Here is a 22,388-nt window from a genome sequence, read left to right as displayed (position 1 = left end):
GGCGCGACGGCATCCAGGCCTCAGTCGCCGGACGCGGCCTTGGCCGGCGCCGGTTGCGCCTGGTAGATCAGATACGGGTCGGATTTGTGCTCGATCACCGACTCGTCCACCACCACCTTGCTGACATTTTCCTGCGAGGGCAGCTCGTACATCGTGTCCAGCAGCACCGATTCGACGATGGTGCGCAGACCACGCGCGCCGGTCTTGCGCTTGAGCGCCTTCTTGGCGATCGCCGACAGCGCATCGGGGCGGAATTCCAGCTCCACACCTTCCATGTCGAACAGCTTCTTGAACTGCTTGGTGATGGCGTTCTTGGGCTCGGTCAGGATCTTGATCAGTGCCGGCTCGTCCAGTTCCTCGAGCGTGGCGACCACCGGCAGGCGGCCGACGAACTCGGGGATCAGGCCAAACTTGATCAGATCTTCCGGCTCGACCTCGGCAAGGATCTTGCCGACTTCCTGCTTGCGCTCACTGCTCTTGACCTTGGCACCGAAGCCGATGCCGCCGGCATCGTTGGAACGCTGCTGGATCACCTTGTCCAGCCCGGCGAACGCGCCGCCGCAGATGAACAGGATGTTCTTGGTGTCGACCTGCAGGAATTCCTGCTGCGGATGCTTGCGACCGCCCTGCGGCGGCACCGAAGCCACCGTGCCTTCGATCAGCTTCAGCAGCGCCTGCTGAACGCCTTCGCCGGACACGTCGCGGGTAATCGACGGGTTCTCGCTCTTGCGCGAGATCTTGTCGATTTCGTCGATGTAGACGATGCCCTGCTGGGCCTTCTCGACGTCGTAATCGCACTTCTGCAGCAGCTTCTGGATGATGTTTTCCACGTCCTCACCGACATAGCCGGCTTCGGTCAGCGTGGTGGCATCGGCGATCGTGAACGGCACATTGAGCAGGCGCGCCAGCGTTTCGGCCAGCAGCGTCTTGCCCGAGCCGGTCGGACCGACCAGCAGGATGTTGGATTTCGCCAGCTCGACGTCATCGTTCTTGCTGCGGCTCTCGATACGCTTGTAGTGGTTGTACACCGCCACGGCGAGCGTGCGCTTGGCGCGCAACTGCCCGATCACGTATTGATCCAGCACCTCGAGAATCTCGCGCGGCTTGGGCAGACTGGAGCGTGCCGACTGCGCCTTCTCTTCGAGTTCCTCGCGGATGATGTCGTTGCACAGCTCAACGCACTCATCGCAGATGAATACGCTGGGACCGGCAATCAGCTTGCGGACTTCATGCTGACTCTTACCGCAGAACGAGCAGTAGAGAATCTTGTTGCTGTCGCCGGAACGACCTTGGCGGTCTTCGCTCATGCTTCTGTTACCCAGTTACCCCACCCGATGCACGGGGGTTCGATTTCGAGAATAGCACAGGGTCGGGAGGACATCCGCCCAGCCCGACCCTGCCGGTTTTTCCTGCAATTTCAGCAATCTGGCGATCAAGACGGCTGGATCGACTCTTCCGGACGGCGTTCCAGCACCTGGTCAACCAGGCCATAGGCCTGCGCATCGACCGCACTCTTGAAGTTGTCGCGCTCGGTATCGCGCGCAATCGTCTCCAGGGATTGGCCGGTGTGCTTGGCCAGGATCTCATTCAGACGCGAACGCAGGGTCAGGATCTCACGCGCATGGATGTCGATATCAGTGGCCTGGCCCTGGAAGCCGCCCAGCGGCTGGTGGATCATCACGCGCGAGTTCGGCAGCGCATAGCGCTTGCCGGCCGCACCCGATGCCAGCAACAGCGCGCCCATCGAGGCGGCCTGGCCGACGCAGATGGTGCTCACGTCCGGCTTGATGTACTGCATGGTGTCGTAGATCGCCATGCCGGCGGTGACCACGCCGCCGGGCGAATTGATGTAGATGCTGATGTCCTTTTCCGGGTTGTCCGCTTCCAGGAACAGCAGCTGGGCCACGATCACGTTGGCCATGTGGTCGTCGATCGGACCGACCAGGAAGATCAGACGCTCCTTCAGCAGACGCGAGTAGATGTCATACGCACGCTCGCCGCGGCTGGTCTGTTCGACCACCATCGGCACCAGGTTCAGGGCTTTGGTCACAATGCTCATCAGTCTTCCTGTAGTGGCAGCGGCTTGCGCCGATGCCCGGGTTTGACATCCGCATCCCAGCCATCGGGGATGCGGGTTGGTGTCACGCGGTCGCTTACCTTAGACCCGAATGGCGTCCTGGAACGACAGCGACTGCTCGGTGTGCTGGGCGCGCTCGGCGATCCAGTCGATCACCTGCTCTTCCATGACACGGCTCTGCAGTCCACTCATCAGTTGGGGGTCGTTGCGGTACATCTCAATGACCTGCTCCGGCTCTTCGTAGGTCGAGGCGATCAGACGCAGCGTTTCGCTGACGCGCTTGGATTCCAGGCGCAGCTCGTTGCGACGGGCCACCTCGCCTACCAGCAGACCGACCAGCACGCGCTTGGCAGCCGCGTCCATGAAACCCTGGTGGGCATCGGCCGGAATCTCGCCCGGGTTGCGGCCGCTGCGGCGGACCTGCTCGACCTGCTGCGCCAGCATCGAACGGGCTTCGTTCTCGACCAGGCGCGGCGGCATTTCCACGTGCGCATAGGCGGCGATCAGCTGCTCGCCCACTTCGCGACGCAGGCGGTTCATCAGCGCGCCCTTGAGCTCGCGCTCCAGGTTGGTGCGGATGTCGGCGCGGAACTGCTCGACATCGCCACTCTTCACGCCGAAGCTCTTGATGAACTCCTTGTCCACCACCGGCAGCACCGGCTCGGAGACCTCGACCGCCTTGACGTGCACCTGCACGGTCTTGCCGGCCAGCTGCGGCACGCGCCACTCGGCCGGGAAGTCGATGGTCAGGGTCTTGTCTTCGCCCTTGGCCAGGCCTTCCAGGCCCTTTTCGATCTGGTCGAACATCACGCCCGAGCCCAGCACGCTGCTGCCGGTTTCCACGCCTTCGGCGGGCAGACGCTCGTCGCCGGCCTGCGACCAGGTCTCCAGCGCTACCAGATCACCGACCTGCGCGCCGCGCTCGACCGGGTTCCAGGTGCGGCGCTGCAGACGCAGGTTCTCAATCATCTGATCGATGTCGGCATCGGTCACTTCGGCGGTATGACGCACCACCGACAGCTTGGCCACGTCGATATCGCCGAAATCCGGCACCACTTCGAAGGTGGCGACGAAGTCGAAATCGCTCTCGCCCTGATCGATACGCGGGTTGCCGGCCAGACGCAGCGAATGCTCGCGCACTGCCGAATCGAAGGTCTCACGCAGCAGGCCTTCCATCGCCTCGGCACGCACCTGCTGACCGAAGCGCTGCTCGATGACCTTGGTGGGTACCTTGCCCGGGCGGAAACCCTTGATGCGCGTGGTCCGCGCAAGTTCGCGCAGGCGGCCACCGACATGCGTCTCCAGGCGCTCCTGCGGCAGGGTGAAGGTCAGGCGGCGTTCCAGATTGCCGGTGGATTCGATCGATGCTTGCATGTTGACTCCTGCCACCGACTGCACAAGCGTCGGCACGAGATGGAAGATGCGGGTTGACGGATGGCGAGAAAGCCGCCGAGCCTTGTAGTTTCGCCGATAACGGCGGCCGCTGCCAGCGGAATACGCGTCACTGCGCCGCGCAATGGAACGCCCCCAGGCCTGCGGCGGGAAGCGGCCGGAACACGCACGGCCGCACTGCATTGGTGCGAAAGGGGGGACTCGAACCCCCACGCCTTGCGGCGTCAGAACCTAAATCTGGTGCGTCTACCAATTCCGCCACTTTCGCGATGCTGCCAGCCCGGCCATTGTTGCAGGGATGCCGGGAAAGAAAAAGCATCGCGAGGGCGATGCGGCTGGTAGAAACAGGAGCCGGCTTGCGTCCCTGCCGCCCGCACGGGCAGCACGATGCAAGGAGGCCCTGAATCCGACACACTAAAGGTAAATGCATTCATCATGCCACCCGCCCTGGCGGCGTACCTTCCGCCCCGCTAGCGCTGGGTAAAGCCTAGGTTCGCTAAAATTTCGTTAACACCAGTAGAGGCAGTCATCGCGATGAGAGATCGGTATCGGCAGATCGTGGCCCTGTCCCGCGACTGCATCAAGGAGATCGACCTCGATGGGCGGATTACGGCCATCAACGTCAATGGCCTGACCGAGCTTGGCGCCAGTCATCAGGATCAACTGATCGCGCGGAAGTGGCGCGACCTGTGGCCAGCGGAGGCAGCCGGGCTGGTGGATGCGGCCATCGCCGGCTCCCGTGCCGGTTCGATCCAGGAATTCGAGGCCGCCGGCGTGAACTTCGCCGGCGTGCGCCAGATCTGGCAGGTCGTCACCAGCCCGCTGTTCGATGCGCTTGGCAAGGTCGAAGCAATCCTGGCGGTGAGCAGGAACATTTCCGACCGCCGCGCGCTGGAGACCGCGTTTCGCACACTGGATTCGACCCTGGCCGCAGAGCGCGCGTTTTCCAGCGGCGTGCTGCGCCTGGCGCGCGCGCGCGAACATTCGCTGTCGAGCGAACTGCACAACCTGCGCGACCTGCAAGAGCGCATCGAAGGCGATCTGGACATTGCGCGCGCCGCACAGAGCGCTGCCGAAAAGATTTCCGAGCAGGCGCAAAAGGGCGAAGCGGTAGGACAACTACTGGCCGGCGTGGTGCACGATTTGAACAACGTGCTGCAGGCGGCAACCTCGGCCATCGAACTGGTGGTACAGCGCGCCAGGATCGATGCGCACGATGCCAAGCTGTTGAGCGTTGCTGACGCGGCGCTTCAACATGGCTCGGTCATGGCACAGCGCCTGGTCGGGTTTTCGCGGCAATATCCGTACAGCCCGGAATCGGTGGACCTGGCTGCCTTGACCGAACAGCTCGGCCCCCTGCTCGAACAGGTGGTCGGCGCGGATCTGCAATTGCAGCTGCGCACCACCGAAGGTGGATGCTGCGCAATGGTCGATCGCCATACGGTGGAACGCGCCATCTTGAACCTGGTGATCAACTCCCGCGATGCCTGCCAGGGTGGCGGCGTCATTCGCGTGGAGACCGGCGACGCCGTGGTCGCTGAAGAACAGGCCAGCCTGGCCAGGCCGGCCGGGCGCTACGTCACCATCGCCGTGGCCGACAACGGGCATGGCATGGATGCGCACGTGCAGGCGCACCTGTTCGAAGCGTATTTCACCACCAAGGATGCCGACAAAGGCGCGGGCCTGGGGCTGGCGCAGGTGTACAGCGCGGTCCGTCAGGCAGGTGGCTTTGTCGAAGTGACATCGGCCCCCGGCCAGGGCGCATGCTTTACGCTGGCGTTCCCACGCATGCAGCAGAGCGCGGCGCCCGCGCCCGCCGCAGCGCCGTAAGCGACCACGGCTGCAGTTGCCCATCGCCGATCCGGCGTAGCGCATCGCTTCGGGGCGTCAGCGCCATCCAGGGCAGCAAAGAACCTCTTCCTGCGTGTGCCGATGGACGTTGCCTGGCGGCCCGTCACCTCGCGCGAGGCGACACTGCCAGGCGCGACCACATCAGCCAGACAAGCACGGCGCAGGCGCCACCTGCCGCCAGACCACACTGCAGCAGCGTCAGCATGACCGTGCGGTCGGACATCATCGACCAGCCGCCGATGATCGCCAGCAGCAGCACGATCACCCCGGTCGAGAGCAGACCGCTCAACGCACCGATGCCAACGTGGACCAGCAGGTTGGGCCGGCGCCCACGGTACCGCCAGGCACAGATGCGCGCACACAGCCATCCCGCCGCGGCGCAGGCAATGACCGGCAACACCAGGCCGTAGGACCAGGCAACGATCAACAACGCGGTCAGCAGGTCGAACCGGGTCAACAGCACCAGGCCCAGCAGCCCGCCGAGCGGAGGACCGACGATCGCGAAGACGCCAACCTGGCCCAGGATCGAATGCCGCAATGCTCCGGACACAGCAGCCCTCATGTGCGCTCGCTCGACCGGGCGGCGACGACCGGTGGCGATTGCGCACCTGACGCAGGCCAGACATCGTGCCCGGCCGAGATCGGCACTGCGCTGCTGCGGCCGCCGACCGAGACGACAGCGAAGCTGCAGCCGATTCCTTGCGTCATCTTTTCCTCAGCACAAAAAGAAAAGCACCTAGGCGGATGCCTAAGTGCTTTTGTTTGGTGGGCCGTCAAGGATTCGAACCTTGGACCTATTGATTAAGAGTCAACTGCTCTACCAACTGAGCTAACGGCCCTGAAACTGGTCGCACATTGTATGCGCGTTTTTGCGTCGTTGCAACACCCCGCGATGCATCGGGTCCAACTTTTCCTGCAATCAGTGGGGTGGCTGAGGGGACTCGAACCCCCGACATCTGGAATCACAATCCAGTACTCTAACCAGCTGAGCTACAGCCACCACTGAAACCTACTTCCTACCGCACCGCCGATGGCGCGCCCGACAGGACTCGAACCTGTAACCGCCGGCTTAGAAGGCCGGTGCTCTATCCGGTTGAGCTACGGGCGCCCGGACCGAACTTCGCATTCCCACGCCGTCAAGAGCTCGGAATGGTCGGGGTAGAGGGATTCGAACCCCCGACATCCTGCTCCCAAAGCAGGCGCGCTACCAGACTGCGCTATACCCCGGCGGGACCTTTCAATCCCGAAGGCTGGAAAGGTCGGCTATTTTGGGAATGATTGGCCTTGCTGTCAATCACTCTGTGTAAATCGGACGATCCGGTATCCTCGCGGCATCGCTCGCCAAGTCGGCAGGCATCTACATTTCATGGAGAACACGCATGCGTAGCGGCAATCCCGCCCTTCGGGAATCCACCTTCCTCGACCTCGGCTCCGGCTCGGTAGTCACCCGCGATGGTCAGGCGATGACGCTCAACGGCACCGTCAACAAGACCGGCCTGCTGTTGCTGATGGCGGTGGTCACCGCCGCCTTCGCCTGGTCGCAGTCGATCGGGGCCGATGGCGCTCCGTTGCCTGCCGCGCGGCTGTACATGATCGCCGGCGCGATCGGCGGGCTGGTGTTCGCGCTGGCGACCAGCTTCAAGCCGACCTGGGCCCCGGTCACCGCGCCGCTGTACGCGCTGGTGGAAGGCTTCTTCCTGGGCGCGATCTCGGCAGTCTACGAGGCGCGTTTCAACGGCATCGTGTTCCAGGCGGTCCTGCTGACCTTCGGCACCATGTTCGCGCTGCTGTTTGCCTATCGCAGCGGCATGATCAAGGCCACCGAGAACTTCAAGCTGGGCGTGGTGGCAGCCACCGGCGGCATTGCGCTGGTGTATCTGGCGACCATCGTGCTGGGCCTGTTCGGCGTGCGCATCCCTTTCATCCACGACTCTGGCCTGATCGGCATCGGCTTCAGCCTGTTCGTGGTGGTGGTGGCTGCACTGAACCTGGTGCTGGACTTCGACTTCATCGAAAGCGGTGTCGAACAGGGCGCTCCCAAGCACATGGAGTGGTATGGCGCGTTCGGCCTGATGGTGACGCTGGTGTGGCTGTACATCGAGTTCCTGCGCTTGCTGTCGAAGTTGCAGTCGCGGAATTGAGCGGGGAATCGAGCGTCGGGATTGGGGATTCGTAAGAGCGACCCCCCAAATCCCTGGACTCAACGCAAAAAAAAGGGCGCCTGGGCGCCCTTTTTTTTGCTGTCGCCGTGTCGCTCAGAGGCGGCTGGCGATGGCCTTGGCGAAGCCCATGGTGTTGCCGGTGCCGCCCAGGTCGGGGGTCAGCGAATCCTTGGCTTCCAGGGTGGCCACGATCGCTTCGCGCAGGCGCTCGGCGTTCTGCGGCTGACCGATGTGGTCCAGCATCTGCGCAGCACCCAGCAGCAGCGCGCACGGGTTGGCCTTGCCCTGCCCTGCGATGTCCGGCGCCGAGCCGTGCACGGCTTCGAAGATCGCCGCGTCCACACCGATGTTGGCGCCCGGGGCCAGGCCCAGGCCGCCGACCAGACCGGCGCACAGGTCGGAGATGATGTCGCCGAACAGGTTGGTGGTCACGATGATGTCGAACTGCTCAGGACGCATCACCAGCTGCATGCAGGTGTTGTCGACGATCATTTCCTGGAATTCGATTTCCGGGTACTGCGTGGCCACATCGCGTGCCACCTTCAGGAACAGGCCCGAGGTCGACTTGATGATGTTGGCCTTGTGCACCGCGGTGACCTTCTTGCGGCCGGTGGCGCGCGCCAGGTCGAAGGCGTAGCGCACAATGCGCTCGGAGCCCTTGCGGGTGACGCGGGCGCCGGAGAACGCGGTCTCGCCGTCCTCGGACACGGTCTGGCCTTCGCTCAGGTAGGCGCCTTCGGTGTTCTCACGCACCGTGATCAGGTCCACGCCATCGGCGAAACGCGACTTGGTGTTGGGGAACGACTTGGCCGGACGCACGTTGGCGTACAGGTCGAACTTGCGACGCATGGCGACGTTGATCGAGCTGAAGCCCTCGCCGACCGGGGTGGTCAGCGGGCTTTTCAGGGCCACCTTGTTCTTGGTGATCGAGGCCAGGGTGGACTCGGGCAGCAGATCGCCGTGCTTTTCCAGCGCGACCAGGCCAGCGTCGGCGTACTCGTAGGTCAGGCCAGCCTGCAGCGCGTCGAGCACGAACAGCGTGGCATCCATGATCTCCGGGCCGATACCGTCGCCGCGGATGACCGTGATTGTCTGCGTCATAACGTTGGGTTTCCGAACTTGAAGGGGGGAGCGCCAGCCGCAATATCCGGCAGAGCGGCGCAAGGAGGTTTCACAGGCAATTATGCCCGATGCCGGTGAAGGCGCCCAAACCGACCTTGGTCTAAGAGCCCCCAGATGCGCACGGCGGCCATTCCGTGCAGCGAATGGCCGCGCGTACCACCGCCTGCAGGCACAACCTCGGTGCAGCTGCCTGAAAGCACCTGCCGTCCCAGCCAGCGGCCGGTGCCCAAATCGGACCACCCCAACGCAAAGCCGCCAACAACAGGCGGCACGTGCCCTCGCCCGCCGTTACGAATCCCGAATTACCACTCCCCACTCCCACCCCAATCACCCGTGCGCGTGCTGCTCCGGTGCCGGGGCGCCGCCGTCGAGCTGGTCGAGGAAGTCCACCGCGCGCCGCAGATGCGGGATGACGATGGAGCCGCCGACCACCAGGCCGACCGAGAAGGTTTCGAAGAATTCCTCGCGGGTCACACCAGCCTCCTTGCACTGGGCGACGTGGTAGCTGATGCAGTCGTCGCAGCGCAGCACCATCGATGCGACCAGGCCGAGCAGTTCCTTGGTCTTCACGTCCAGCGCGCCCGCCTGGTAGGTCTGGGTGTCCAGCGCGAAGAACCGGCGCACCACCTGGTTCGGCTCGGCCAGGATGCGCTGGTTCATGCGCTGGCGGAATTCGGTGAACTCGCGCAGCCGATCGTCGCTGCCGCTGCCGGTCTCGCTCATGCCTGGCCGCCTGTGTTGCCGGCCAGCAAGGGCTCGAGCTTGCCGGCCCGGTGCATCGCCATCATGTCGTCGTAGCCGCCCACATGGACGTCGCCGACGAAGATCTGCGGCACGCTGGTGCGCTTGGCCAGCGCAACCATCTTGTTGCGCTCGGCCGGGTCCAGGTCGATGCGCACCTCGGTCCAGGTCCGGCCCTTGCTCTTGAGGAAGTTCTTGGCCGCCACGCAGTACGGGCAGATCGCGGAGGAATACAGGGTGATCTGCGGGCCGCTGGCCGCATCCTGCACGTTGGTGTCTTGGCTCACGGGAAACTCCGTGGTTGGTCTGAGGTCTGACAATGGTACCGGGCGACTGGAATTTCCATGTCGTCACCGCAACACTGTGGATTAACCGATGATTCACGCCATCGCGCCGTGCTGCCCGCATGCTCCGCGCACCACCTGGGAGTTCCACTTGCGCCTGCTACCGCTCGCCACCGCCCTCACGCTGGCCGTTGCCATCGGGGTGGCACCCGCGCAGGAAAACCGCCTGCCCGACATCGGCTCGTCTGCCGGCGAGCTGCTGACCCCGGCGCGCCAGGCCGAGTACGGCAAGATGATGCTGGCCGAGTTGCGCAATTACGACTACGTGCTGGACGACCCGCTGATCACCGACTGGCTGCAGACCATGGGCACCCGGCTCGGCGCCAACAGCGACCAGCCGCAGCAGCCGTTTACGTTTTTCATGCTGCGCGACCGCCAGATCAACGCCTTCGCCACGCTGGGCGGCTATATCGCGGTCAATGCCGGGCTGGTGTTGACCGCCGAGCGCGAGGACGAGGTGGCCGCGGTGCTGTCGCACGAAATCGCCCACGTCACCCAGCAGCATGTGCTGCGCGGGGTGGAACGGGCGCAGCGCGACCAGATCCCGATCCTGCTCGGCATGCTGGCAGCGGTGGTCGCCGCGCAACAGGCCGGCGGCAATTCCAAGGGCGATGCCACCATGGCCGGCATCACCAGTGCGATGGGGCTGATGCAGCAGCGCCAGATCGACTACACCCGCTCCAACGAATCCGAGGCCGACCGGCTAGGCATCCGCACGCTGGTGCGCAGCGGCTACGACGTGGATGCAATGGCCGGCTTCTTCGAGCGCATGTCGGTGGCGATGCGCGCCAACGAAGGCGGCTACAGCGCACCGGACTTTCTGCAAACCCACCCGGTCACGGTCACCCGCATCAGCGAGGCCAAGGCGCGCGCCGAGCAGATGAAGAAGAACACCGTGGTGCTGACCACCTCGGTGCCGGGCGGCACGCGCCAGGAACGGGTGGACCCGGCCGACCCGTCGCTGTCCGAACCGCTGAGCCGCAACGGCAACGCGCTGCTGCCATATGCGCTGCGGCTGCCGGTGGATGCGCTGAGCCGCAGCGGCGACCAGCAAAACTTCGACTGGGCCAAGGAACGCCTGCGCGTGCTCAGCGCCACCACGCCGGATGCGGCTATCCGCGAATACGAGACCCTGCGCCGCAGTGCCAAGCACGGCCTGACCGATGCGCAGCGCTACGGGCTGGCGCTGGCACGCCTGCGCAACAGCGGCGGCCGGCCCAGTGAACCGGTGGCCGAACTGACCAGTCTGCTGGAAACGCACCCCGACAACCTGTGGCTGACGCTGGGGCTGAGCGAGGCGCAGGCGCGGGTGGGCCAGCGCGAGGTGGCCAATGCGCGTTTCGACGCGCTGCTCAAGCAACTGCCGAACAACCGCGCGGTGGCGCTGACCTATGCCGGCGCGCTCAACGAGCAGGCCAGCAAGGAGTCCGGCCAGCGCGCGCGTCAGGTGCTGGAGCCGCTCCTGCATCGCAGCAGCGAAGATCCCCTGTTGCAACAGACCTACGCGCGCGCCTGCGAGCTGTCCGGCGACCACCTGCGCGCCAGCGAGGCCTATGCCGAAGCTGCGTACTTGAACGGACGCCCGGAACAGGCGCTGATCCAGCTGGAAGCGCTGAAGAAGAAAGATCTCGACTATGTGACACGGGCGCGGGTGGATGCACGCATCGCAGCGATCACGCCGACCGTGCTGGAGCTGCGCCGGCAAGGCATCCGCGACCCGGATCTGTCGACGCGCTAGCGCATGTGACGGTTGGCACAATGGTCATTCGGGCGTGGGTCGACGGGTTCAGCACCGCGCCTGCCAGCGGCACAGGCCGCTTCGGCCGCGGCGGCTGTCGTCAGGCATGTCACATTAGAGTCACAAAACCGTAGTCTACTGGCGATCAACCAAAGCCAGACGGTAAGCCCCGCGTGCAAAAACGCATTCTGATCGTCGACGACGAACCCGCGATCCGCGACATGGTGGCGTTCGCGCTGCGCAAAGGCGAGTTCGAACCCATCCATGCCGGCGATGCCCGCGAGGCGCAGACCGCCATCGCCGACCGCGTACCGGACCTGATCCTGCTGGACTGGATGTTGCCAGGCACCAGCGGGCTGGATCTGGCACGGCGCTGGCGCAAGGAACAGCTGACCCGCGAGATTCCGATCATCATGCTAACCGCGCGCGGCGAAGAGAACGACCGCGTCGGTGGCCTGGAAGCCGGGGTCGACGATTACGTGGTCAAGCCGTTCTCGGCGCGCGAGCTGCTGGCGCGCATCCGCGCGGTGATGCGCCGCACCCGCGAGGACGACGAGGACGGCAGCGTGGCGGTGGGCCGCCTGCGCATCGACGGCGCCGCGCACCGGGTGTTCGCCGGCGATGCGCCGGTGCCGATCGGCCCGACCGAATACCGCCTGCTGCACTTTTTCATGACACATCCCGAGCGCGTGTATACCCGCACCCAGCTGCTGGATCATGTCTGGGGCGGCAGCGTGTATGTGGAAGAGCGCACCATCGACGTGCATATCCGCCGCCTGCGCAAGACGCTGGAACCGTTCGGCCTGGAAAACATGGTGCAGACCGTGCGTGGCTCGGGCTACCGTTTCTCTTCGGCAACCTAGTGCTTGCCGCACAGCCGGCCGGCCCTGCCGCTGGGCTGGCTCGCACGCCCACCTGACGCTCCGTGGTAACGCCTTCCATGCCTCAACATATCCGTTCCGCCTGGCTCAAGACGCTCGGCACTCTCGCGCTGTTTCTGGGCGCTGCCGTGCTGGTCGGCGTGCTGATCGAGCATGTGTGGATGGCGTTGACGCTGACCGCGCTGGGGGTGCTGGCCTGGCATTACTGGCGGCTGCGCCAGGTGCTGCAGCGCCTGACCGCGCGCCAGCGTGCCGAGCCCGCCGCCGGGATCGGCGCCTGGAACGAGCTGGATCGCCTGCTCTATCGCAGCCAGGCCGAAATGCGCGCGCGCAAGCGTCGCCTGATCGAGATGCTGCGCACCTACCGCGCCGCCGCGCAGGCGCTGCCGGATGCGGTGGTGGTGGTGGATCGCAACAGCCAGCGCGTGCAGTGGTTCAACCGGGCCGCGGGCGGACTGCTGGGGCTGCATCATCCGGGCGACATGGGCGTGTCGGTGGTGGAGCGGTTGCAGCCGTTGCCGCTGGCGCACTGGCTGGCCGCCGGCCGCAACGCCGAGCCCATGCTCGACGCCGCCTCGCCGGTGGATCCGGACCTGCGCCTGAATCTGCGCCTGATCCCCTACTCGGACGATTACTGGCTGCTGGTGGCGCGCGATGTCAGCAAGCTGCTGCGGCTGGAGCAGGTGCGCCGCGACTTCGTGGCCAACGTCTCGCACGAGCTGCGTACGCCATTGACGGTGGTGCACGGCTATCTGGACATGCTCGACCCGGAAGACTTTCCCGATTCGGGCCCGATGCTGGCCGAGATGCGCAAGCAGTCGCAGCGCATGGCGCAACTGGTCGAAGACCTGCTGACGCTGTCGCGGCTGGAATCGCAGGAAGAACTCGGCGAGGAACACGTGGCGATGGCGCCGATGCTGTCGACGCTGCGGCGCGAGGCCGAAGCGCACAGCCAGGGCCGCCACACCGTGGAGGTGTTCGACGAGGCCGGCGTGGACCTGCTCGGCTCCAACAAGGAACTGCATAGCGCCTTCTCCAACCTGGTCACCAACGCGGTGCGCTACACGCCCGGCGGCGGCACGGTGACGATCCGCTTCGTGCGCGAAGGCGATGGCGCGGCCCTGGCGGTGCGCGACACCGGCTACGGCATTCCCGCCTCGCATCTGCCGCGCATCACCGAGCGCTTCTATCGCGTCTCCAGCAGCCGCTCGCGCGAGAGTGGCGGCACCGGGCTGGGACTGTCGATCGTCAAGCACATCCTGGGACTGCACCAGGCGCGTCTGGAAATCGAAAGCGAAGTCGGACGCGGGAGCGAATTCTCATGCCATTTTGTCGCTGCGCGCGTCGTGCAGCGCGATCAGTCCCTGCCACTGTCACGTTCGGCGTGATATGTAAGAGGTGCGCGCCGCACCGCGGTGCGATGCACGCGCGCACGACGCGCTACATCGCCTGCGCTGCCTCTGGCGCGCTGCCACGCCGCACACCATCTCCGTCTTGATGACCGATTCCAATGGGCCACGCCAAAGAACTGCACGACGTCACACCTTCCGAGGACATCGCCACCGATCCGTTGCGCGATCCGGCGCTGTACATCAACCGGGAACTGTCGCAACTGGACTTCAATTTCCGGGTGCTGGCACAGGCGTTGGACGAGCAGGTGCCATTGCTGGAACGGCTGCGGTTCCTGTGCATTTCCTGCACCAACCTGGATGAATTCTTCGAGATCCGCGCCGCCACCGTGCGGCATGCGCAGGAGTTCGGCCTGCCGCCGGCGCCGGATGGCCTGAGCCCGACCGCCATCCTCAACGCGGTGCACGACCGCGCCGCCAAGCTGGTCGAACAGCAGTACCACGCGTGGAATGAAGTGCTGCGCCCGGCGATGGAAGATGCCGGCGTGGCCGTGCTCAGCCGCACGGCCTGGACCTCGCGTCAGAAGCGCTGGCTGCGGGCGTACTTCCGCAACGAGATCATGCCGGTGCTGTCGCCGCTGGGGCTGGACCCGGCGCATCCGTTTCCGAAGATCCTCAACAAGACCTTGAACATCGTGGTGGTGCTGGAGGGCCAGGACGCATTCGGGCGCGCCGGTCATCTGGCCATCGTGCGTGCGCCGCGCTCGTTGCCGCGCATCATCCAGCTGCCGGCGAGCCTGTCGCCGGAGGGCGCGCAGAGCTTCGTGTTCCTGTCCTCGGTGCTGTCCGAGTTCGTCGACGAGCTGTTCCCCGGCATGCAGGTCAAGGGCTCGTATCAGTTCCGCGTCACCCGCAACTCCGAGCTGGTGGTGGACGAGGAAGAGGTCGAGAACCTGGCGCTGGCCTTGCGCGACGAGCTGGTCACCCGTGGCTATCGCCCGGCGGTGCGCCTGGAGATCGCGCACGACTGCCCGGCGCCGATCATGCGCACCCTGCTGCAGAACTTCGGCCTGAACGAAAACGCGGTGTACCGCATCGTCGGGCCGGTCAACCTGAGCCGCGTTACCCAGGTCTACGATCTGGTGCAGCGCCCCGAACTGAAGTATCCGTTGTTCAATCCGCGCACCCTGCGCGACAACGACGGCATCTTCGAGATCGTCAGCAAGGGCGATGTGCTGCTGCATCACCCCTTCGATGCGTTCACCGCGGTGCTGGACGTGATCCGCCAGGCCGCGGTCGACCCGAACGTGCTGGCGATCAAGCAGACGCTGTACCGCACCGGCAAGGACTCGCTGATCGTCGATGCGCTGATCCTGGCCGCGCGCAACGGCAAGGACGTCACCGTGGTGGTGGAGCTGCGCGCGCGCTTCGACGAAGAGGCCAACCTGGGCCTGGCCGACAAGCTGCAGGAAGCCGGTGTGCAGGTGGTGTACGGCGTGGTCGGCTTCAAGACGCACGCCAAGATGCTGCTGATCGTGCGCCGCGAGGGACGCAAGCTCAAACGCTATGTGCATCTGGGCACCGGCAACTACCACAGCGGTACCGCACGCCTGTACACCGACATCAGCCTGATCACCGCGGATGTGGAAATCGGCAACGACGTGCACATGCTGTTCCAGCAGTTGTCCGGGCTGGCCCCGCGCATGAAGCTGGAGCAGTTGCTGCAGTCGCCCTTCACCCTGCACGCCGGCGTGCTGAAGCGGATCGAGCGCGAAACGCGGCTGGCCCGCAACGGCCGCCCGGGCCGCATCATCGCCAAGATGAATGCCCTCAACGAGCCGCAGGTCGTGCGTGCGCTGTATACCGCCTCGCAAGCCGGTGTGCAGATCGACCTGATCGTGCGCGGCGCCTGCACGCTGCGCCCGGGCGTGCCCGGCGTGTCCGACAATATCCGCGTGCGCTCGATCGTGGGGCGTTTTCTGGAACATAGCCGCGTGTACTGGTTCGGCAACGATGGCGCGGCAGAGTTGTATTGCGCCAGCGCCGATTGGCTGGAGCGCAACCTGCTGCGGCGCGTGGAGACCTGCTTCCCGATCCTGGACCCGGATCTGGCCAAGCGCGTCTACCGCGAAGTGCTGCAGAACTACCTGGACGACAACGTCAACGCCTGGGAACTGGATGCTGACGGCGTCTATCACAAGCGCATCCCGGGCCCTGGCGAGCCTGCCCATTCGGCGCAGATGACCTTGCTCGAGCGGATCTGAAAGCGGCGCGGGCTTGGCCCCTCACGGGGCCAACGGCCCATCGGCTACCATGCGCCCATGCCAATGCCCTCCCCCACGATCCCGCCCCTGCGCGATGGCGATTTCCTCGCCGCCATCGACTTAGGATCCAACAGCTTCCACATGGTCATTGCGCGCTACCTGATGGGTCAGCTGCGCGTGGTCGATCGCCTGCGCGAAACCGTGCGCATGGCCGACGGCCTGGATGGCAAGGGTGGCATCTCCAACGAAGCGCGCCAGCGCGCGCTCGAATGCCTGGCGCGCTTTGGCCAGCGCATCCGGGAAGTGCCGTCGTTGCGCGTACGCGCGCTGGCCACCAACACGGTGCGTCAGCTGCGCTCGCCGCAGGCGTTCCTGATGCCGGCCGAAACCGCGCTCGGGCATGCGATCGAAGTCGTCAGCGGACGCGAGGAAGCGCGCCTGATCTATCTCGGCGTTGCGCATGCGCAGCCGCCCAAACCCGATCAACGCCGGCTGGTGATCGACATCGGCGGCGGCTCGACCGAGTTCATCATCGGCCGCGGGTTCCAGACCCTGGAACGCGAATCGCTGCAGGCCGGCTGCATCGCCAGCACGCGCCGCTTCTTTCCCGGCGGCAAGCTGTCGAAGAAGAAATGGAAGGATGCGCTGACCGAGATCGGCGCCGAATTCCAGCAGTTCGCCAATCAGTACAAGGCGCTGGGCTGGCACGAGGCGATCGGCTCGTCCGGCACGCACAAGGCCATCGGCGAGATCTGTGCGGCGATGAAGCTCACCAAGGGCGCAATCACCGCCGAGGCGCTGCCGGCGCTGCGCGATGAACTGCTCAAGGCCAAGCGTATCGAGGACATCCAGTTGCCCGGCCTGGCCACCGAACGCCGGCCGATCATCGCTGGCGGCATCCTGGTGCTGGAAGCGGCGTTCCAGGCCCTGGGGCTGGAGAAGCTGATGGTCAGCAAGGCGGCGATGCGCGAAGGCATCCTCTACGACATGCTCGGCCGCGGCGGCGAGAACGACCCGCGCGACAGCTCGGTGGCCTCGCTGGTGCAACGCTACGGCATCGACGAAGTGCAGGCGCAGCGCGTGGAAGCCACGGCCTGCCGGCTGTTCGACCAGGTCTGCGAATCCTGGCAGCTGGATGGCGACGACGCGCAGGTGTTGCGCCGTGCTGCGCGCCTGCACGAGCTGGGCCTGATCATCGCGCACAGCCAGTATCACGTGCACGGCAGCTACATCCTGGAGCACTCGGACATCGCCGGTTTCTCGCGGCAGGAGCAGCAGGTGTTGGCATCGCTGGTGCGCACGCACCGGCGCAACGTGCCCAAGACCGCGTTCGATGCGCTGCCGGACCGCCTGCTGCTGCCAACCCGGCGCAAGGCCGCGCTGCTGCGGCTGGCGGTACTGCTGCACCGCGCACACGAATCGGACCCGATTCCGACCCTGGAACTCACCGCCGATGACACCCGCCTGTCATTGATCCTGTCGCAAAGCTGGATCGACTCGCGCCCGCTGCTGCGCGCCGACCTGATCGGCGAAGTCGAGAGCATGGCCGGGCTGGGGATCGCGTTCAAACCGTTTGTGACCTGAGGCCTGCGGCCTCAGGCGGGATTTGGGATTCGGGATTCGGGATTCGTTGACCGCGGCACGTGATGTATCGCGTGTTCGCCCAGATGCGTGAAGACCGCTTTTGCGAATCTCTAATCCCGAATTCCTAATCCCGTCGCACTTGTCACCGCCGCGACTTATGCGCGCAACATCCATGCCATCGCCCTCCCGGAAGCTAGCGAAAACCGGAGAACGGGCATGCGCTACGCGATCGTTACCGAAACCTATCCCCCCGAAGTCAACGGTGTTGCGCTGACCGTGCACGGGCTGGAAACCGGCCTGCGCGCACGCGGACACCAGGTGGACGTGGTGCGTCCACGGCAGAGCGGCGATACCGATGCGGCCACCGCCCTGCTGGTGCGCGGCGCATCGCTGCCGCGCTACCCGGGCCTGAAATTCGGGCTGCCGGCAACCCAACGTCTCGTTCGTCATTGGCAAATCACGCAACCGGATGCGGTCTATGTGGCCACGGAAGGCCCGTTGGGCTGGTCGGCGATGCGTGCCGCACGCCGGCTCGGCATTCCGGTCGCCACCGGCTTCCATACCCGCTTTGACGAGTACCTGCCCGACTACGGTGCCGCCTGGCTGCAGGGCACTGCGCTGCGCTGGATGCGCCGCTTCCACAATCAGGCCGAGGCCACCCTGGTACCCACGCGCGAGCTGCAGCAGTTCCTGCGCGACGGCGGCTTCCAGCGCGTGCAGTTGCTGGCACGCGCGGTGGACAGCCAGCAGTTCGATCCGGCCCGGCGCGATCCGGCCCTGCGTGCCGAATGGGGCATCGAGGGCGAAGGCTTCGCCGCGATCTATGTCGGACGCATCGCCAACGAAAAGAATCTGCCGCTGGCGATTCGCGCCTTCCGCAAGCTGCAGCAGATCCGCCCGAAGGCGCGCTTCGTCTGGGTGGGCGATGGCCCGGCACGCGAAAAAATCGCGCACGAGAATCCGGACTTCATCTTCTGCGGCATCCAGCGCGGCGAGGCGCTGGCGCGCCACTTCGCCAGCGGCGATCTGTTCCTGTTCCCTAGCCGCAGCGAGACCTTCGGCAACGTGACCCTGGAGGCGATGGCCAGTGGTGTGGCCACCGTGGCCTTCGACTACGGCGCCGCACGCGAGTATCTGCGCAGCGGCCACAGCGGTGCGGCAGTGGAGAACGACGAGGCGTTCATCCAGGCGGCCGTCGCACTCACCGACGACGATGCGATGCGCCAGCGCCAGGGTGCGGCGGCCGCACAGGCGATGAAGAAACTGCATCCGGACAACGTGGTCTCCGACTTCGAGGCCTTGCTGATGAGCATCACTGCGGCACGGGGGCGTTATGTCGGCAACGCGGCTTGAACTTCTGCGCGGTCACGAAGCGCGCTGGTGCCGGCGCGCCAACCACTGGTGCCGGCGCCACCCGGTGCGGCGCGCATTCGCCACCATCAGCCGGCTCGGCGATGGGGTGTTCTGGTACAGCCTGATGGGTTTGCTGGTGCTGCTCGACGGCATGGACGGCGTGCGCGCATCTGCGCACATGGCCGCCACCGGCGTGCTCGCGCTGACCTTGTACAAATCGCTCAAGCGCTGGACGCGTCGGCCACGCCCGTACGCGGCCGACGTGCGCATCCGCGCCTGGGTGGCGCCGCTGGACGAGTTCAGTTTTCCGTCCGGCCACACCTTGCATGCGGTGTCCTTCAGCATCGTGGCACTGGCCTACTACCCATGGCTGGCGCCCCTGCTGGTGCCGTTCTCGGCCGGCGTGGCGCTGTCGCGCGTGGTGCTGGGCCTGCACTATCCCAGCGATGTCCTCGCTGCCACTGCGATCGGCGTGCTGCTGGCCAGCCTGTCGCTGTGGGGATTGCCGGTGTTGTTGGGGTAAGGAGCAAGCCCTGTCATCGCTGCGTTGGCCCGACCAGGCCAGCGATCCTCTCGTTGCCGCAGCCAGCCGTTCACCCGGCACTCGCTCCGCGATGCAACGCTCCACCGATTCCCGATTCCCGATTCCCGATTCCCGATTCCCGTCCCGCGCTCCCGCCGTACAATGGCGCGATGACGACCCTGTTCATTTCCGACCTGCATCTGGATCCGGCCCGGCCGGCGATCACCGAGCTGTTTCTGGACTTCCTGCGCACGCAGGTGCCCGGTAGCGACGCGCTCTACATCCTTGGCGATCTGTTCGAAGCCTGGATCGGCGATGACACGCCATCGACCGCTGCCGATGCGGTGGCCGTGGCGCTGCATGCGGTGGCCGATAGCGGCGTGCCGGTGTTCTTCATGCCGGGCAACCGCGACTTCCTGGTTGGCGAGGCGTACGCGCAACGTGCGGGCTTCCGCATCCTGCCCGACCCCACCGTGGTCGATTTGTACGGACACCCGACCTTGCTGATGCATGGCGATCTGCTGTGCACCGACGACACCGCCTACCAGGCGTTCCGTGCGCAGACGCGCGATCCGGTCTTTCAGGCGCAGTTCCTGGCGCAGCCGCTGGCCGCGCGGGTGGCCTTCGCGCAGCAGGCACGCGCTGCCAGCCAGGCGCGTCATGCAGAACTCAAGCAGGGCGACCAATCGCGCTTCGAGACCGTCACCGATGTCACCCCGGCCGAGGTGGAGGCCACCTTCGTGCGGTATGGCCTGGATCGCCTGATCCATGGTCACACCCATCGCCCTGCAATCCACACCCTGCAGGCCGGCGGCCAGACCTGCACGCGCATCGTGCTGGGCGACTGGTACGAACAAGGCTCGGTGTTGCATGTGGATGCCGACGGCGTGTCGCTGGAGCAGTTGCCGCTTTAACGTGGCTGACAGCAAGTAGCGAGCGGCCAGCTCGGCGCAGGCCGCTCGCCCGGAACCCTTTTGCAAGCGACAGACCGCGATGGGCACATGGAGGCGAGCGCCGTGGTTTCGAACTCAGGCCTGCGCACGCTCGGTGTGCTGCTCATCCGTACTGGAATGCAGATAGATGCGTCGACGCGCTGTCGGCACGCCTGATCGCGCCAGCCTGCTGATACGCAACCGCACGGTCCATGCAGTCTCCAGACGCATCACTGCATGCTGCGCGCGTGTTCGGCGTAGTCGACAAAGTCGGCGTTGACTATGTCGTACCAGAGCACCGTGCCATCGGCCTGCACGCGGAAACGATCGCGCACCGGGTTGGTCTGCGGGTCGCCGGGGCACTCGTTGCCATGCCGCTCGCGCACTGCAAAGTCGAACGCATCCGCTGCGGGCTCAGCGTCGTCTTCGTCGACGATGCTGATGCAGTTGTCCGGATAGAAATGGTCGTTCTGCAGGCGGGTTTCCAGCACATCCAGCGCGCGGGCGCGGGCATCGTTGCCGGTCGTGGCTGCCGGCGCGGACACCGCCGGTTTGGGTGGCGCAGGGGCCGGGTCGGCAGGTTGCTGTTTGCAGCCGGCAACTGCCAGCGCGACCAGGCACAGCGCCGCATAACGCAGGGACTTGGACATGGGTGCTCCGCTCCGCAGGACAGGCCGGCAGCTGCCGGCAGTGCCTCTAGTCTGCGCGATCACTGCGCCTGCGAGTAGCGGCAAAGGCCCGGCACCTGCGTGCCGGGCGCGACGACGGAACGATCGGCTTGATACTCAGCGGAAGCCGGCGATGGTGGCCTTGGTGTTGACCAGCACGCGCTGATTGTCGGCGGTGCTGGCGTTGCCCATGGGCACGCCGTTGTAGCTGATGTTGGGGTTGGACCAGTAGTTCAGGCGCGGGCAGCTGCTGCTGCAGTCGTAGGCCATGATGGTGCGCCAGGTGTTGCCGTAGCGATAACCGTGCCCGTAGGCATACGGCGAGGTGCTCGGGTCATTGGTGGCGTCGTGCCGGGCGCTCTGCAGATGGCCGATTTCATGCGCGAAGCTGTAATAGCCGGTGGCGCAATCCCAGTACACCGAGGCAAACGCGGTCGCTGCGGTGGAGCCGATGCCCGATGCCAGGCCGCAGTAGCTGCTGTTGTTCAACACGATCACGCCCACATCGGCGGTGTAGGTGTTGCGGCTGGTGTGGATGCTGTCCATGTAACCGTCGTTGGTTACGCGGAAGCGCTGCAGGTCGGTGGTGAAATTGCCGGTTTCGCTGTAGCTGGTGGTCTCGTAACGCGCCAGTTGCAAGGTGATGCCGACATTGCTGTTGATGTAGCCCTGGTTGGCCTCGGCCACTGCCAGTTGCACCAGCGACTGCATGTTGCCGCCGTAGGCGGTCACCGCCTGATTGGTGGCCACTACCAGCACGCGGATGGTCGCCGGGCTGCCCGACGATGCGGCGGCCGCAGTGACGCGCCCGTCGCTGGGCATGTCGATCTTCGGCAGCAGGCTGTATTCGGCAGGGTGTTCCTGCGGCAGGCGGCTTTCTTCCACCTGCACCAGCACGTGGCGGCCATCGGCGAGCGGCCGCAGCCGATACAGCTTGCCGGCGTAGCGGATGGTGCCGGTGACGGTATCGCCGCTGCGTACCAGGATGGCCGAGTTCAGCGGATCCACACCCGACAGCGTGCGGGCACGGGTGCCGGCGCGCGGGCCGAGATTGCCGTACCACACGCTATCGCCGCCTTCCAACGCATCGACCTTGGCCTGGGTGGCGGTGACGGTCTGGCCGTCCAGCTGCAGTTCCAGCAGTTTTTCCGAGGCGGTGACGGCACCGGCGTTGAGCTGGACCACCTGCGCGTTGGCGGTGGACGGTGCGCTGAGCAGGCGCTGCAACGAGGGTTCGGCAGTGGCGGTGGCGCTCGCGCTGCGGCTCAGCGCAGGGCCGGATTGATACAGCGGCTTGCCGGCAGCGGCGGCCGAACCGGCCAGACACATGGCGATCAGACCCACCGTGGTGCACATCGACTTCGACTTCATCGTCTCTCTCTCCTTAGACATGGAAGCAACGGATGT

At 65.6% G+C, this 22,388-nt stretch carries 19 protein-coding genes and 5 tRNA genes; 10 read left to right on the top strand and 14 right to left on the bottom strand.

Going from position 1 to position 22,388, the window contains the following annotated elements; genetic code table 11:
• Nucleotides 1-20 precede the first annotated feature (20 nt).
• The 4 genes from clpX to DGN21_RS05100 form a co-directional block, all read right to left on the bottom strand.
• Complete coding sequence (clpX, locus tag DGN21_RS05115) at nt 21-1,307, bottom strand: ATP-dependent Clp protease ATP-binding subunit ClpX (RefSeq protein ID WP_184551511.1); 1,287 nt, start codon at nt 1,305-1,307, stop codon at nt 21-23.
• 125 nt (nt 1,308-1,432) lie between these two features.
• Entirely contained in the window at nt 1,433-2,059 is a 627-nt protein-coding gene (gene clpP, locus DGN21_RS05110) for an ATP-dependent Clp endopeptidase proteolytic subunit ClpP (RefSeq protein WP_002806026.1), read from the bottom strand.
• Between the two features lie 99 nt (nt 2,060-2,158).
• Nucleotides 2,159-3,451: a trigger factor gene (gene tig / locus DGN21_RS05105; RefSeq protein WP_184551510.1), complete on the bottom strand. Its 1,293-nt coding sequence runs from the start codon at nt 3,449-3,451 to the stop codon at nt 2,159-2,161.
• Between the two features lie 201 nt (nt 3,452-3,652).
• Nucleotides 3,653-3,737: transfer RNA gene (locus DGN21_RS05100), tRNA-Leu, on the bottom strand.
• Between the two features lie 266 nt (nt 3,738-4,003).
• Between DGN21_RS05100 and DGN21_RS05095 the strand changes: the two genes are divergently transcribed.
• A complete protein-coding gene (locus tag DGN21_RS05095) occupies nt 4,004-5,299 on the top strand; it encodes a PAS domain-containing sensor histidine kinase (protein ID WP_184379674.1) in 1,296 nt (431 codons plus the stop codon).
• 124 nt (nt 5,300-5,423) lie between these two features.
• Here DGN21_RS05095 and DGN21_RS05090 read toward each other — a convergent pair whose 3' ends face one another.
• The 5 genes from DGN21_RS05090 to DGN21_RS05070 form a co-directional block, all read right to left on the bottom strand.
• Nucleotides 5,424-5,870, bottom strand: a complete 447-nt coding sequence (locus tag DGN21_RS05090) for a hypothetical protein (RefSeq protein WP_252374688.1) — start codon at nt 5,868-5,870, stop codon at nt 5,424-5,426.
• A 213-nt stretch (nt 5,871-6,083) separates the two neighbouring features.
• Nucleotides 6,084-6,159, bottom strand: a tRNA-Lys gene (locus DGN21_RS05085).
• Nucleotides 6,160-6,243: 84 nt separating this feature from the next.
• A tRNA-His gene (locus tag DGN21_RS05080) sits at nt 6,244-6,320 on the bottom strand.
• A gap of 31 nt (nt 6,321-6,351) precedes the next feature.
• A tRNA-Arg gene (locus tag DGN21_RS05075) sits at nt 6,352-6,428 on the bottom strand.
• A 42-nt stretch (nt 6,429-6,470) separates the two neighbouring features.
• Nucleotides 6,471-6,547, bottom strand: a tRNA-Pro gene (locus DGN21_RS05070).
• Between the two features lie 152 nt (nt 6,548-6,699).
• Here DGN21_RS05070 and DGN21_RS05065 point away from each other — a divergent pair.
• Nucleotides 6,700-7,461 carry a Bax inhibitor-1/YccA family protein gene (locus DGN21_RS05065; protein WP_016902241.1) on the top strand — a complete coding sequence of 254 codons (762 nt, stop codon included), beginning with the start codon at nt 6,700-6,702 and terminating at the stop codon, nt 7,459-7,461.
• A 114-nt stretch (nt 7,462-7,575) separates the two neighbouring features.
• Here the strand turns inward: DGN21_RS05065 and DGN21_RS05060 are convergent, their stop codons facing one another.
• The 3 genes from DGN21_RS05060 to grxC form a co-directional block, all read right to left on the bottom strand.
• Nucleotides 7,576-8,583: an isocitrate dehydrogenase gene (locus DGN21_RS05060; protein WP_005998180.1), complete on the bottom strand. Its 1,008-nt coding sequence runs from the start codon at nt 8,581-8,583 to the stop codon at nt 7,576-7,578.
• Nucleotides 8,584-8,931: 348 nt separating this feature from the next.
• On the bottom strand, nt 8,932-9,327 hold the full coding sequence (locus DGN21_RS05055) for a carboxymuconolactone decarboxylase family protein (RefSeq protein WP_046345833.1): 396 nt from the start codon (nt 9,325-9,327) through the stop codon (nt 8,932-8,934).
• On the bottom strand, nt 9,324-9,632 hold the full coding sequence (gene grxC, locus DGN21_RS05050; RefSeq protein WP_016902239.1) for a glutaredoxin 3: 309 nt from the start codon (nt 9,630-9,632) through the stop codon (nt 9,324-9,326). Before grxC ends, DGN21_RS05055 begins: the two co-directional genes overlap by 4 nt.
• Nucleotides 9,633-9,720: 88 nt before the next feature.
• Here grxC and DGN21_RS05045 point away from each other — a divergent pair, with 88 nt between their 5' ends.
• The 8 genes from DGN21_RS05045 to lpxH all read left to right on the top strand — a co-directional run bounded on the left by DGN21_RS05045 (nt 9,721) and on the right by lpxH (nt 20,295).
• The gene (locus DGN21_RS05045; protein WP_081008497.1) at nt 9,721-11,427 is read left to right on the top strand and encodes a M48 family metalloprotease; all 1,707 of its coding nucleotides are present in this window, start codon (nt 9,721-9,723) and stop codon (nt 11,425-11,427) included.
• 173 nt (nt 11,428-11,600) lie between these two features.
• The gene (gene phoB, locus DGN21_RS05040; protein WP_002806631.1) at nt 11,601-12,290 is read left to right on the top strand and encodes a phosphate regulon transcriptional regulator PhoB; all 690 of its coding nucleotides are present in this window, start codon (nt 11,601-11,603) and stop codon (nt 12,288-12,290) included.
• A gap of 77 nt (nt 12,291-12,367) precedes the next feature.
• Nucleotides 12,368-13,696, top strand: a complete 1,329-nt coding sequence (phoR, locus tag DGN21_RS05035; protein WP_167762983.1) for a phosphate regulon sensor histidine kinase PhoR — start codon at nt 12,368-12,370, stop codon at nt 13,694-13,696.
• Between the two features lie 122 nt (nt 13,697-13,818).
• Nucleotides 13,819-15,921 carry a polyphosphate kinase 1 gene (gene ppk1, locus DGN21_RS05030; RefSeq protein ID WP_104590471.1) on the top strand — a complete coding sequence of 701 codons (2,103 nt, stop codon included), beginning with the start codon at nt 13,819-13,821 and terminating at the stop codon, nt 15,919-15,921.
• A 63-nt stretch (nt 15,922-15,984) separates the two neighbouring features.
• Nucleotides 15,985-17,505, top strand: coding sequence for an exopolyphosphatase (gene ppx, locus DGN21_RS05025; protein ID WP_184551687.1), 1,521 nt, complete (start codon nt 15,985-15,987; stop codon nt 17,503-17,505).
• Nucleotides 17,506-17,721: 216 nt separating this feature from the next.
• Nucleotides 17,722-18,858 carry a glycosyltransferase family 1 protein gene (locus tag DGN21_RS05020; protein WP_184551508.1) on the top strand — a complete coding sequence of 379 codons (1,137 nt, stop codon included), beginning with the start codon at nt 17,722-17,724 and terminating at the stop codon, nt 18,856-18,858.
• Entirely contained in the window at nt 18,839-19,381 is a 543-nt protein-coding gene (locus tag DGN21_RS05015) for a phosphatase PAP2 family protein (protein ID WP_024938413.1), read from the top strand. Before DGN21_RS05020 ends, DGN21_RS05015 begins: the two co-directional genes overlap by 20 nt.
• A 170-nt stretch (nt 19,382-19,551) precedes the next feature.
• Entirely contained in the window at nt 19,552-20,295 is a 744-nt protein-coding gene (gene lpxH, locus DGN21_RS05010; protein WP_016902232.1) for a UDP-2,3-diacylglucosamine diphosphatase, read from the top strand.
• A 248-nt stretch (nt 20,296-20,543) separates the two neighbouring features.
• On the opposite strand, the gene DGN21_RS05005 is transcribed toward lpxH, so the two are convergent.
• Nucleotides 20,544-20,963: a hypothetical protein gene (locus DGN21_RS05005; RefSeq protein ID WP_024938411.1), complete on the bottom strand. Its 420-nt coding sequence runs from the start codon at nt 20,961-20,963 to the stop codon at nt 20,544-20,546.
• 135 nt (nt 20,964-21,098) lie between these two features.
• Nucleotides 21,099-22,352, bottom strand: a complete 1,254-nt coding sequence (locus tag DGN21_RS05000; protein ID WP_184551507.1) for a zinc-dependent metalloprotease — start codon at nt 22,350-22,352, stop codon at nt 21,099-21,101.
• Nucleotides 22,353-22,388 lie beyond the last annotated feature (36 nt).

Origin of the sequence: Xanthomonas sp. MLO165 (assembly GCF_018831305.1) — a bacterium.
GTDB classification, from domain to species: domain Bacteria; phylum Pseudomonadota; class Gammaproteobacteria; order Xanthomonadales; family Xanthomonadaceae; genus Xanthomonas; species Xanthomonas arboricola.
Note: the sequence above shows the minus strand (reverse complement) of the source record. Positions and strands in the feature narration are given on the sequence as shown.

Coding starts and splice junctions, on each gene's coding strand:
- clpX (WP_184551511.1), bottom strand. CDS start 1,307: ATGAGCGAAGACCGCCAAGGTCGTTCCGGCGACAGCAACAAGATTCTC.
- clpP (WP_002806026.1), bottom strand. CDS start 2,059: ATGAGCATTGTGACCAAAGCCCTGAACCTGGTGCCGATGGTGGTCGAA.
- tig (WP_184551510.1), bottom strand. CDS start 3,451: ATGCAAGCATCGATCGAATCCACCGGCAATCTGGAACGCCGCCTGACC.
- DGN21_RS05095 (WP_184379674.1), top strand. CDS start 4,004: ATGAGAGATCGGTATCGGCAGATCGTGGCCCTGTCCCGCGACTGCATC.
- DGN21_RS05065 (WP_016902241.1), top strand. CDS start 6,700: ATGCGTAGCGGCAATCCCGCCCTTCGGGAATCCACCTTCCTCGACCTC.
- DGN21_RS05060 (WP_005998180.1), bottom strand. CDS start 8,583: ATGACGCAGACAATCACGGTCATCCGCGGCGACGGTATCGGCCCGGAG.
- DGN21_RS05055 (WP_046345833.1), bottom strand. CDS start 9,327: ATGAGCGAGACCGGCAGCGGCAGCGACGATCGGCTGCGCGAGTTCACC.
- DGN21_RS05045 (WP_081008497.1), top strand. CDS start 9,721: ATGATTCACGCCATCGCGCCGTGCTGCCCGCATGCTCCGCGCACCACC.
- phoR (WP_167762983.1), top strand. CDS start 12,368: ATGCCTCAACATATCCGTTCCGCCTGGCTCAAGACGCTCGGCACTCTC.
- ppk1 (WP_104590471.1), top strand. CDS start 13,819: ATGGGCCACGCCAAAGAACTGCACGACGTCACACCTTCCGAGGACATC.
- ppx (WP_184551687.1), top strand. CDS start 15,985: ATGCCCTCCCCCACGATCCCGCCCCTGCGCGATGGCGATTTCCTCGCC.
- DGN21_RS05020 (WP_184551508.1), top strand. CDS start 17,722: ATGCGCTACGCGATCGTTACCGAAACCTATCCCCCCGAAGTCAACGGT.
- DGN21_RS05015 (WP_024938413.1), top strand. CDS start 18,839: ATGTCGGCAACGCGGCTTGAACTTCTGCGCGGTCACGAAGCGCGCTGG.
- lpxH (WP_016902232.1), top strand. CDS start 19,552: ATGACGACCCTGTTCATTTCCGACCTGCATCTGGATCCGGCCCGGCCG.
- DGN21_RS05005 (WP_024938411.1), bottom strand. CDS start 20,963: ATGTCCAAGTCCCTGCGTTATGCGGCGCTGTGCCTGGTCGCGCTGGCA.
- DGN21_RS05000 (WP_184551507.1), bottom strand. CDS start 22,352: ATGAAGTCGAAGTCGATGTGCACCACGGTGGGTCTGATCGCCATGTGT.